Source organism: Pseudoalteromonas shioyasakiensis (assembly GCF_001550135.1).
In the GTDB taxonomy this organism is placed as follows: domain Bacteria; phylum Pseudomonadota; class Gammaproteobacteria; order Enterobacterales; family Alteromonadaceae; genus Pseudoalteromonas; species Pseudoalteromonas shioyasakiensis.
Map to the genome: position 1 here is coordinate 43,279 of NZ_LRUE01000021.1, position 12,516 is coordinate 55,794.

The 12,516-nt window shown below is 42.4% G+C and carries 9 protein-coding genes; 8 read left to right on the forward strand and 1 reads right to left on the reverse strand.

Annotation, left to right across the window (positions count from 1 at the left end):
- The first annotated feature begins 105 nt into the window (after positions 1–105).
- The 7 genes from PASHI_RS15930 (at position 106) to PASHI_RS15960 (ending at position 10,517) form a co-directional block, all read left to right on the forward strand.
- Positions 106–2,397: a TonB-dependent receptor gene (locus PASHI_RS15930; protein ID WP_062566309.1), complete on the forward strand. Its 2,292-nt coding sequence runs from the start codon at positions 106–108 to the stop codon at positions 2,395–2,397.
- Between the two features lie 112 nt (positions 2,398–2,509).
- Complete coding sequence (locus PASHI_RS15935; protein WP_054552322.1) at positions 2,510–3,172, forward strand: response regulator transcription factor; 663 nt, start codon at positions 2,510–2,512, stop codon at positions 3,170–3,172.
- Between the two features lie 153 nt (positions 3,173–3,325).
- Positions 3,326–4,603: an efflux RND transporter periplasmic adaptor subunit gene (locus tag PASHI_RS15940; protein ID WP_062566310.1), complete on the forward strand. Its 1,278-nt coding sequence runs from the start codon at positions 3,326–3,328 to the stop codon at positions 4,601–4,603.
- Entirely contained in the window at positions 4,600–5,352 is a 753-nt protein-coding gene (locus tag PASHI_RS15945) for an ABC transporter ATP-binding protein (protein WP_062566311.1), read from the forward strand. Before PASHI_RS15940 ends, PASHI_RS15945 begins: the two co-directional genes overlap by 4 nt.
- Complete coding sequence (locus PASHI_RS15950; RefSeq protein ID WP_062566312.1) at positions 5,352–7,802, forward strand: ABC transporter permease; 2,451 nt, start codon at positions 5,352–5,354, stop codon at positions 7,800–7,802. Before PASHI_RS15945 ends, PASHI_RS15950 begins: the two co-directional genes overlap by 1 nt.
- 57 nt (positions 7,803–7,859) lie before the next feature.
- Entirely contained in the window at positions 7,860–9,236 is a 1,377-nt protein-coding gene (locus PASHI_RS15955; protein ID WP_062566313.1) for a sigma-54-dependent transcriptional regulator, read from the forward strand.
- Positions 9,237–10,517, forward strand: a complete 1,281-nt coding sequence (locus PASHI_RS15960) for a sensor histidine kinase (protein ID WP_062566314.1) — start codon at positions 9,237–9,239, stop codon at positions 10,515–10,517.
- 1 nt (position 10,518) lies between these two features.
- Here the strand turns inward: PASHI_RS15960 and PASHI_RS15965 are convergent, their stop codons facing one another.
- Positions 10,519–11,043: a DUF2569 domain-containing protein gene (locus PASHI_RS15965; RefSeq protein ID WP_062566315.1), complete on the reverse strand. Its 525-nt coding sequence runs from the start codon at positions 11,041–11,043 to the stop codon at positions 10,519–10,521.
- A gap of 132 nt (positions 11,044–11,175) precedes the next feature.
- Between PASHI_RS15965 and PASHI_RS15970 the strand changes: the two genes are divergently transcribed.
- On the forward strand, positions 11,176–12,345 hold the full coding sequence (locus PASHI_RS15970) for a DUF547 domain-containing protein (RefSeq protein ID WP_062566316.1): 1,170 nt from the start codon (positions 11,176–11,178) through the stop codon (positions 12,343–12,345).
- Positions 12,346–12,516: the final 171 nt, after the last annotated feature.

Sequence of the window (12,516 nt, forward strand, 5' to 3'; positions counted from 1 at the left end):
CTTCTACATTAACTGACAGGTGACACGGGCAAATCTTATTAAGTCTTCGGCAACATCAATGTGAGTGGCCATAAGACTAATGACAACAATAACAAGGAATACAACATGATAAAGCTTAACCCAAAAGTCGCGCCACTTACTCTGGCTGTATCACTTGCTTTGGCAGGTGTCAGTGCTCAAGCGGCAGAACAAGCCGAACCTGCAGCAAAAAAAGGTGAACTTGAACGTATTCAGGTAACAGCACGTAAAACTGTTGAAAACCTGCAAGAAGTTCCTGTTGCTGTAACCTCAGTGGGTGCTGAAGAACTGGCAGAAAATGGCATCGTCGTTATGACCGAAGTTCAGCAGTTCTCGCCAAATACCACCCTGCAAGCAAGCCGTGGCACTAACTCTACAATTACCGCGTTTATTCGTGGTGTAGGTCAACAAGATCCACTTTGGGGCTATGAGCCAGGCGTAGGTATTTATATTGATGATGTCTACCTTGCTCGCCCTCAAGGTGCCGTGCTTGACCTTCTTGATGTGCAACAAATCGAAGTATTACGTGGTCCACAAGGGACGCTTTACGGTAAAAATACCATAGGTGGTGCGATTAAATACGTCACCAAAGAAATGAGCGGTGATGCTACCTTAAATATTCAAGGCACTGTAGGTAGCTATAACCAGAAAGATTTAAAAATCACTGGCCAATTACCGATTGTTGACGAAAAACTTTACGTTGGCTTTGGTTTTGCGACGCTTAACCGTGATGGCTTTGGCGAGTTTTTAACATCGGCTCTTGATAACCAAGACCGCGAAAACTACAACAAAGACGTAACAGCAGCACGCGTTACACTCGAATACACTCCGACTGACGACTTATTCTTCCGTTTCGCGTGGGATAAAACAGAAGACAAATCAAACGCAAAAGGTGGTTACCGTTTACTACCAAGTATTCTTACTGATGCACCAGTTCCAGACAGCGTGTATGACTCTTACACCAGCTTACCAACATGGAATAAAGTTGAACTAGAAGGCTATAGCCTAACTGCTCGTTGGGATATGACTGACCGTACTAGCATTAAATATATTGGTTCAAGCCGTGAGAGCTACTCACCGACTAATATCGACTTTGATAACACGTCAATTCAAATTTTCGATGTACCTGCTATTTACGATGATGAACAAACCACTCATGAGTTACAGCTAAATCATCAAGGCGATAACTACAAATTGGTTTCGGGCCTTTACTACTATGATGGTGAATCTTGCGGTCAATTTGAGGCTATTTTAGGTATCTTAGGTCAAAGCTTAGGTGCCCCGGGTCTGACTCGTGAAGTAAGCGGCTGTAGTAACTCAAACAGTAAAGCAGCGTATATCCAAAGCTCAATTGATTTAACCGATAAATGGTCAATGACACTCGGCGCGCGTTACACCAAAGACAAAAAAGAAGCACAGGTTAACAATGGCCTAATCTTTGACATTGTTTATCCAGAATCAGGTTGGGTACCAGGTTACACTCGCCCAGAAGGTCAACTGGTTCCAACAGTACTCGATGATGAAGAAGAATGGTCACGCTTCACACCACGTGCAGGTGTTGAATACCAGTACAATCGTGACATCATGTTCTTTGCTAGTTACGCGCAAGGCTTTAAGTCAGGTACTTTCAACCCACGTGCAACCACTGCAGAGCCAGCAGCAAAACCAGAAATCGTTGATTCATTCGAAATCGGTATGAAGAGTGAGTGGAACAACAACTTACGTGCAAACGTCACTTTATTCACCCTTGACCATAAAGACCGTCAATACATTTCTGTATTACCGGGCGATAGCGCAGCAGATCTAAATCAACGCTTGGGTAACATTGGTGAGTCAACATCAGATGGTATTGAGCTTGAACTAAACTATGTTGCAACAGAGTCACTCAGCTTTGATGCATCAGTAGGTTACATCGATAGTAACTTCGATAACGTAATTGATTACGACCCAGAAACCGGTGAAGCATTCGATAAATCAGATCGCTTTACGGTATCAAACACACCTGATTTAACCTTTAACCTGGGTGCAACGTACCGTATGTACACAGAAATGGGTGACTTTGTTGTCAATGGTAACTACTACCACAGAGGCGACTACGCGCTATTCGAAGAAGATAGCCTATTAACGCAAGATGCTTACGGTATCTTTAATATGGGTATCACTTGGTACAGCACAGATGGTCACTGGACTGCAGGTCTTTACGGTAAAAACTTAACGGATGAAGAGTACATGATTGGTGGCTACCAATTCGTGGCACCTGATCCAACAGACCCAACTGATATCAGCAAATACACCCCAGGTTTAGGTGGTGATAATACCCTGATTGGTTACTACGGCGACCCTCGCACTGTAGCCTTCACTGTTGGTTACCGTTTCTAAAATAGAATCTAAATCCTTGTGTGAGAAAGGTTTGTCTGAAACTTCCCCTCAGGCAAACCTTGTTTCAAAGCGCAAAATCACTTATAACATAACGCATTGGAGAATCGAGGGAATGTCTTTAGCTGTGAACACCATAATCGCCGATGATCACCCGTTATTTAGAAGTGCGCTGCGTCAAGCTGCCGCGACATCAGTGCCAGAAGAACATATTAAAGAAACCAGTGACATTGATGGTTTGTTTGCACTGTTAAGCGCTCACCCTGAGATTGAACTAATATTTTTAGACCTTACGATCCCAGGTGCAAATGGCCTACAAGCCCTTTCGCAACTGCGTAACCATTACCCTGATATCTTAGTGATTATGGTCTCTGCCAATGAGACACCCGCCATAATCAAACAAGCGATGAGCCTTGGCGCTGCAGGCTATATTCCAAAGTCATCTTCTTTAGATGTCATCAGTGAAGCAATTAGCCATGTACTCAACGGCGACACTTGGTTACCACCTGAAGTAGATTTAACCGATGTGGTGATCAACGACGAACAAAGCGAATTTGCTCGTAACCTCGAAAAACTAACCCCACAGCAATACCGCGTACTAGCGATGATTGCCGACGGTTTATTGAATAAACAAATCGCCTTTGAAATGTCGATTCAAGAAACCACAATCAAACAACATGTGTCAGCGATTTTACGCAAACTCAATGTTTATAACCGCACCCAAGCAGGCATTTTGTTTAATCAGCTTTCGCAAGTTGGCAAAATCGAAGAAAGCTAATTTAAGCATTCACTCCCAGTTTTAAAACTCGCTTTCCCAGTAGTGGGAAAAGCTCACGTTCCAAAAAACAAAAAGCCATTACTTTTCAACACCTTAGTTTTTGGCACAAAATTCGCCTTAGCTATTCCATGATTATTTAAATTTATCAGTATCATGGACTTAGACAGCACACTAAAACGCAAACCTCAGCAATCAAAAGCTAAAAAATGGCTTATGGCTGCAGCCATTGGCGTGTCGGCTCTTGGCGCTTTAATGGTTTATCAATGGGCTACACCCACTGTAGTTGCTGCAAGCCAACTGCAAATTGCAACCGTAGAACAAGTCGATTTTGTGGTAAAAATACGTGGCTTTGGTCGTTTAAAGCCAAAGTATCAACGTTATTTAACCAATACCGACACCGCAATGGTCGAAGCTATCCATGTTTACCCCGGCACTATCGTTAAAAAAGACACTGTGATTTTAAGCCTCGTCAACCCACAGCAAGCGCAGCGTTTATCGGTCGCTCGGTTAGAACTTGCTCGCCAAAAAGCCAGTGTTAATGAGCAAAGAATTAACCAACAAAGTGAGCTACTTGAGCGCCAAGCAAATCTCGCCATATTAAAAAGTGAGCTGCAAAGTGCAGAGCTTAGAGTCGATGCTGAAAGCAAACTGATCGAGCAAGGGATTGTTTCAAGCCTCGATTACAAACGAAGCATGCTAAACGTTGCACAGCTTACAGAGCGCGTAAGTATCGAGCAGCAACGCCTTGCACAGCTTAAAGAAATGCACTTACAACGTAGCAAAATACAGCAAGAACTATTAAGCCAATTTGAGCTTAATTATCAAGTTGAGCAACAGGCTTTTGATCAGCTGCAAATAACGGCAGGTATCGATGGCATGCTGCAAGAGTTGAATGTTGAACTTGGCCAAAATCTCGTGCCCGGTACCCGCCTTGCGGTGGTTGGATCAAACAAAGCACTCAAAGCAGAGCTAAGCGTTAAGCAAGCAGATGCCGAAAAAGTGGCACTCAATATGGCAGCGAAAGTAAACACCTTTAGCCAAGCAGACCACAGTGAAGTTGATGCCAAAGTCACCCGAATTGACCCTATCGTTACCGATGGTCGAGTTATTATCGAACTTGATTTACAAGGCACACTGCCTGCTAATGCTCGACCCGATTTAAGCATTGAAGGCTATGTGGTTAGCAACATTATTCCCAATGCGTTAACCATTAACGTGCCGCAAAAAGCACAAGCAAATAGCGAAGCCACGCTATTTAAACTTAATCCAAACACCCAGTTAGCAACGCCAACCAATATCGAATTTGGTACACTCAGTGACAATCAAATTCAACTTTTGAGCGGTGCCACCGTGGGCGAACAGCTGATCATTTCAGACCTTTCTAAATGGCAGCATTTGGCAACAATAAAAATCGAACAGGACAGTTTATGAAAACCAATACGCTTATCTCATTAAACAAAATCGCCAAAGTTTATCGCGGCCAAAATGTTGAAACCTATGCATTAAAAGACATCAGCCTGAATATTAACCAAGGTGACTATATCTGCATTAGCGGCCCATCTGGCTGTGGTAAATCGACGCTGCTGTCATTATTAGGCTTACTCGATAGCCCAACTGCTGGCGACTATTTCATTAAAGAAGTCGACACAAAAACCCTTGATATGGATCAGCAAGCTGAACTTAGAAACCTTCACATTGGTTTTATATTTCAGTCGTTTAACCTAATTGATGAATTATCGGTGTTTGACAACGTAGCACTGCCGCTCACTTATCGAGAGCCAGCCATGAGCCCGAGCGAAATTGAGCTTGCGGTAAAACAGGCCCTTGATGAAGTTGAAATGGGCCACCGCTCTCAGCACAAACCAAATCAATTATCTGGTGGTCAGCAACAGCGTATTGCTATTGCCCGCGCACTGGCTGGCAAGCCAAGCATTTTATTGGTGGATGAGCCAACTGGTAACTTAGATTCAAAAAATGGTGATGCCGTCATGGACTTGCTTGATGAGCTGAATAAAAAAGGCACCACCATTTGTATGGTAACCCATGACTTACGTTATGCCGGACGTGCTAAAACGCAACTTAAATTGCTAGATGGTGAAATTGTTTCCTACTCAGAAGCTCGCCAAGCACCTAGCAGCGACACTGCTGAGCAAGTACTCGAAAGCGCCGAGGTGATGTAATGAAATTAACCAAAACACGCGCCCAACTGAGCTTAGCGTGGGCATCATTAATGAATGCACCGGGCTTTGTCACTGCGGTTATCGCAACGCTTGCTTTAACACTTGCCACCTTGTTTGTAGTGCTTAGCCTTGTTAACAGCTACTTTTTAAAGCCCCTTGATGTGTACGATGAAAGCCGCATGGTGGTGGTTGAGCAATCACTTACTTATGATGACTACGATGCCACCGGCTTTCAAAGCTATCAGTCGATGGTGCATTGGCTTAAGCATAATCAAAGCTTTGAACAAAGTATGATGATCAATGCAGGTGAGCAAATCTTTGCAAACCTAGATGGCGAACCGAAAGAACCAGTGCTGTATGTTGGCGGCAACTATTTTGACTTATTAAACACGCCATTTTTAATGGGACAAGGTTTTGACCTTGGAGAAACGCTGGAAACTCCTGATGATCGGGTCGTTATATCTGCCAATTTTTGGCGCAAGCATTACAACAGCGACCCGAACATTATTGGTAAAACACTCTCAGTCATGGCGGGTGAAACCGATTATGTTCACCGTATCGTCGGTGTTGTTGATGACTCATTCAGCCCTCCTTACATGTTTAAAGCAAGCGATGTTGAAGTATGGTTTCCATCAAGTGCTGACCGCCGTTTCTTTCACAATGATGATTGGCAAAGCCCGTGGACAAACACTTTTAAAAACCTAAAACTGATTGCCGTTTTAAAGCCTGGGGTCACCATAGATCAAGTTAAAGTCGATTTAAAACAGCAAATTGATACGGTTAAATCAGAGTGGCTAAACAACGGGGGGATCACCGATGTAAAACCTGAAGTAACTCCTTATCGTGACGTTGAGCTGGGTAATAACGATGACTTAAGCTTAATGATGTTAGCCGGTGCAGTAGGGCTACTGATTATTGCAGTACTTAATGTAAGCACTTTGTTTTTCTCACGCGCTCTTGCTCAACATAAAACCCTCGCCTTGCAGGCGGTGTTAGGCGCTAAGCGCAGCACGTTATTTAAAAGTATCTTTTTACAATCACTGATTTTAATGACCTTATCGGTAAGCATTGCGCTGTTTTTATCGGTATGGGGCATACGTTTATTTAAAGTATTGGCAGAAGGACGATTACCACTGGTTAACAGCTTGGCGGTTGATAGCACGTTGGTCATTGTTGCCATCATACTTTGTATTGCTCTTGCTTATATTTTCTCTGTAATTACAGCGCGTTTGGTAAATTACAAAACCCTAAATACGCAAATGCAGAACAGTGGTAAAGGCGGAGTTTCGCAGGTATCTGGCCGTACAGTGCGTATTTTAATTGGCTCACAAATGTTTGTTGCCGCGCTGCTTGTTAGCTTTTCGGTGATGGTAGTGAGTAAAGCCATGGGCACGATTAACCGCCCACTCGGCAGTGATACCGAAAACCTGTATTTTGCCAACCTGTTCCAGCCAAATAATCAAATGTCATTGGCGGAGCGCTACGAACATATGCTGCAATACAAGCAGGTTTTGCTTGATAGCCAAGGCATTGATGATGTTGCCCTGGGTCACAGCCCTGTTTCGCAAAGACAAAATGCCAACACCCTGACAGATGTAAACGGTAAAAGCTCAATTTTCTTCCCTAGTCAGTGGGTAGGGCCTGATTACTTTGCGTTAGTTAACACCAAAATTCTCGCTGGCCGCACCTTTAGCGAACAAGCTATACGTGGCGAAACCAACGAGATACTGGTATCAGTTAGCGTGGCAGAGAACTTATTACCAAGCCAAGACTATCGAAATATCATCGGCAAGAGCTACCAAGGTTTAGAAGAAAAGATGTATGAAGTGGTGGGTGTAACCGAAGATTTTAATCACCCTAAATACTACGATGAGTCGTTTGGTCGTCACATTTGGTGGCCAGCAACACCGTATAGCTACATGTTTACTATCAAAGCTTCTGAAGGCGTTAAGCTGACTAATAAACAAATACTTAATACGCTAAAAGAAAAGAACAGCGACTTAACCATGTGGCAATTTAATGACCTGCAACAAGAGTACGACAATTTACTGTATATGAGCCGACTGACCGTGGTTCTGTGTAGTACCTTAGCGCTATTTACTCTATTATTAGCAGCAATCGGTATTTTTGGGGTACTGAGCTACAACCTAGGTCTGCGCCGCTATGAGTTTGGTATTCGTATGGCATTAGGTGCGAAAAAAGCACGCTTATTCAAGCTGATGAGTGTTGAAGCTATTATCCCTGTGCTCATTGGTTTTGCGGTTGCTCTCGCCGCGGTAATAGTGGGTTTTTACATGTTACAAGGACAGCTAATGTCTTGGCTGATACTTGATGTAAGACTGCAATTACTCGCTTGGAGTATTACCTTATGTATTGCGCTATTCGCTTGCTTTAGACCTTTGGTTTTGCTGCTTAAAGCAAAACCTATGGCTGCACTACGTAACGATTAACAGCACAAAATGGTGGCTTAAATTTAAGCCACCTCAACAGGATAATAAGAAAACATCATGGACAAAATCTTAGTCATAGACGATCAAGCTGATGTACGTCTGGCTGCTACTGTTGCATTACAACAATTAGGCTTACACTGCCATGAGGCCGAAGGCCCTGAACATGCGCTTGAGTTATTAAAAACCGAGCACATTAGCCTGATTTTGCTCGATATGAACTACAAGCTCGACACGACCTCAGGTGAAGAGGGATTACGCTTTTTAAAGCAACTAAATCAATTAGGTTCGACCATACCTGTCATTGTCATGACCGCGTGGGCCAGCATTGATGTTGCCGTTAAAGCCATGCAATTAGGGGCTGTCGACTTTGTTGAAAAGCCATGGAATAACTTACGCTTAACCGCCGTTGTGCGACAACAACTCAAGCTCAAGCAAAGTAATCACGACAATGCTTGCTTAAAGGCGCTTACCAGTGACACACAAGCACATTACATAGCTCAATCAGAAGTCATGCAGCTGTTGCTTGCCAAAGCTGAGCGCGCAGCTAAAACCGATGCCAGCATTTTAATTACCGGCGAAAATGGCACTGGAAAAAGCTTATTGGCACATTATATCCACCAGCACTCGCTCAGAGCTGATAAACGCTATGTAAGCGTGAATGTTGGCGCCATTGCCCCGACGCTATTCGAAAGCGAATTATTTGGCCATAAGAAAGGCTCTTTTACTGATGCCAAAGAAGACCGCCTAGGGCGTTTTGAAATTGCCGAAGGCGGCACCTTATTTTTAGATGAAATTGCGACTTTAAGCCTTGAGCTACAAAGTAAAATGCTCCGTGTGCTAGAAAGCAAAGAATTTGAAGTGCTAGGCTCAAGCCAAACCAAAACCGCCGATGTTCGCATTATTTCTGCTACCAATAGTGAATTAGCTACGGCCATTGAGCAGGGTGAGTTCCGCCGTGATTTATTATTTAGACTCAATACCATTGAACTGCACATTCCACCGCTTCGTGACAGAAAAGACGACATCGCCCCCTTGGCAGAACACTTATTGTTGGTGCATGGTAAAAAATATCAACGAGCGAATATGGCGCTCAGTGATGATGCCCTAAAGGCGCTAAAAAATTACAGTTGGCCTGGTAATATTCGTGAGCTAAGCCATTGTATTGAACGCGCGGTGATCATGAGCGATAACAACAATATTCAAGCCAATGACCTCATTTTAGATCAACCAAGTTGCGAGCAAACAAATAGCAATGCCGAACAGGCTTTGCCACTATTGCCCCTTGAAGAGCTTGAAAAACAGATGATTCAAAAAGCACTGCTGCAATTTAATGGCAATGTTATCGCCGCAGGAGAATTTTTAGGGTTAAGCAAATCGGCAATTTATCGTCGCATTGATAAACATCAGCTCGATTTAAAAGAAGTAGAACGCTAAATGAGTAACAAGCTGTCGTTAGAGCAGCGTATTCGACGCTATTTTTATATGCTTGTAGCGGTGCTATTAACGCTTGGTATTGCCCTTTCGCTCAGCTTAAAACTAGATTGGTTTGCCAGTATCAGCCTATTATTGCCGTTTATCGGGATAAGCGCTTTTGCTTTAATTAAAAGCTACCGTACGATCACCGATGTGGTTGAACGCTTTGGTCTGCAACTAGATGCACTGGCAAATGACGAAAGTAATAGTTGGCATTTAGCGTCTTATCAAAGTGGACGAGTCGCAGCGCTTAAGCAAGATTTTGCCAAGCTCAGCAATAAAATAGCCAAGAACAAACGCCATTATATGCAAACAGAAGAGTTTGTTTTTGAGTTTGCCAGCATGCTGGACTTACCCATCGTTATACTAGACCCCCATGGCTTAATTTACTTTAGTAATAAGGCGTTTATAAACAGTATTAGTCATCGCCAAATTGAAGGTAAATCGGCCAGCGACTTAGGCATTGCTCTGCATGATGGCGAATGGCAACAAAATAGTGACTCGCTGTTTAAACAACGCTTTCAAATCTCATCGCAGACTTTTTGGCGGACCGGCAGAAACTTTGAATTACTAACCTTCTTTTCAATTGAGCAACAGCTTCGCGATAACGAACAACTTGTTTGGCAACGGTTAATTCGAGTGTTAAATCATGAAGTGCGTAACTCACTCACGCCGATTTATTCGATGAGTCAATCATTGCAAACCCTTAAGCGCCAAGGGCAAATTAGCAGTCACGATGATCTCGCCCAAGATATGCTGCAAGTAATAGAAAAACGCGCTCAACACTTGCTTGATTTTGTGGCCAGTTACAGTGCGTTTGCCAAGCTACCACCCGCACAAAAACAGGTAATCAGTAGCGAGCAATTAAACACTCGCTTAAGCGCTATCTTTCCTGAACTAGTAATAAATAGCAGCGAAGAGTTACATTTTAATGCCGACCTAGGTCAGCTAGAACAAGCGTTAATCAACTTGATAAAAAATGCTTTTGAAGCTGGCAGCAATTCTGCCCCTAGCCTCACTTGGTCAAGACAAGGTGATAACTTAAATATTGCAATTAGCGACCAAGGTTGTGGTATTCAAAACCCCGATAACTTGTTCGTACCATTTTACTCAACCAAGGCAAATGGCACAGGTATAGGGCTTGTGATAACCCGAGAACTTGTGCGCAACCAAGGCTTTGAATTATCAATAAACTCAAAACCCCAGCAAGGCACGCAAGCTACAATTACTGTGCCCAGCTAACTTATTTTACAAATGTGGCTTTCACACGCTTAGATAACAGCATGTAAGGTCCCCAGATCACAGCTTGAATAAGGCCTCTGATAATCATAGTTCTAACTTCATCGTCGAACACATCGACATCGGGCACAATTAAACTAACCGCGTAGGCATCGATAGCAATAAACGCTAATCCACCAAATAATATCGCTAAGTACCAACTTACAAACGCTTTCTTATGCTTAAAAAACAACACAATTAAATAAAGCGAAGCTAAAAATAATGCTGCATTAAACACCATTTCAATGATTAGTAAAGGCTCCCAAAGCGGATGATACATATCACCGAATTGCGACGTTAAACGTTGCCACATCTCGGTAGTGAAAATGGGTTTAAAGGTATTAATTGATTCGATAAATACTCTAAAAGGGCTGATCACCACACCTATCGCCACAAGAATGAGCCAACCTTTTATGCCAACTAAGTCATCATTTACGGAGCTTTTAGCTTCTGGTGTTTCGATTTGGTTTTGTTGTTTTGCTTCTTCCATGAGTTGTCCTTTTTATTTTTATTTCTTCTACTATACGCTTATTTTTTAATAAAATTCACAAAAACAACAGATTGTTGCGCTTTCAGAAAAACCACGCTATGTTTATTTTTTAAACTACGGAAGGTTATAAAAATGAAAAACGCTATAAAACCCATCGTATTAGCAACATCACTTATTCTAGTTACAGCCTGTAATTCAACGACTCCTATTAATAAAACAGCAACGACAGCCATAAACCAAGAAAAATTTAGCCAATTTCATCAGTACGATGAAAAATCAAATATCACCCTTGAGTACACTGACTACGGGCAAATATTAAATGCCTCGGTGATTGATTTAGGTATGTCAGACCGCTATCGCATTTCACAAAACACAACCAAAATTGGCACCCGGTTGTCGTCGAACCCAAAACCGTCGACTGCAACAGAAGCAAACCGCTTTTATTATGATTCGTACAAAAAGAATCCTCAGATGAAGCAAGACTTGCAAATAGTGCAAGAAAATATGGCCGACCTGCCAAACAAAATTAATTTAAGTAACTTACCAAAATCAGAGTTACTCGCTTACTGGCTCAATCTTTATAACGTGACGGTACTCAATGAGTTAGTGCAGCAGTACCCTGTTAAGAACCTGACCAAGTTATTAAATGAAGAGCCAAGCTTTTTTGATAAGCCACGCTTTAACTTTAACGGTAACCAGTATTCATTAAACGACATTGAGTACAACATCGTTGCACCGCTATTTAACAATGACCCGCTATTAATATATGGCTACTACCGTGGCTACATTGGCAGCCCAAATTTGCTTGACCACCCATATACAGCAAAAAATGTGTTTGCAGCCCTAACCACCAATGCAGTGCAGTTTGTTAATTCAAATCGTGGTAGTGTGATAGGTAACCATAGCACTCGTGTTTCTTCTTTATACCTTGAAAAGAAAAACTATTTTCCTAACTTTGAAGAAGATTTAGCTGACCACCTTCAATCGTTAGTAATTCAAGAGCCAGATAAAGACCAAGTTGTACAAAACCTCTCTTTTAGTATCGATAACTACGACATTACCGACATTCTAGGTACCGATGTTGAATATGGTGGAGGTAACGCGACTGTCGCCGATCCGAGTATAGTAGCAGATGGCTTTGATACTAATTTTGTTGCTTATGGTGAAAACTTAACTAAAGAAGTCGGCCATGTAAGCCCGTTACGCCGCGAGATTTTGCAAAAAATCACGCAAAAATACTATGAAGCAAATACTCGCGTTGAAATAAAAGACTTACCAGCTAAAGAGTCTGAAGATAAATAATATAACCCTAAAGCGGCTCGCTATAAGCCGCTTTAATACTCCCTTAAATACCCAACTAAAACACTTAGCAAAACCGCAATAGCCAACTTTAAGTCTTGTTTTTTCTGTGTTAATTACCTGGATATTGCCAATTTAAAGCAAAAGTAATATGTTTGTTTTTTGTACTAAGGA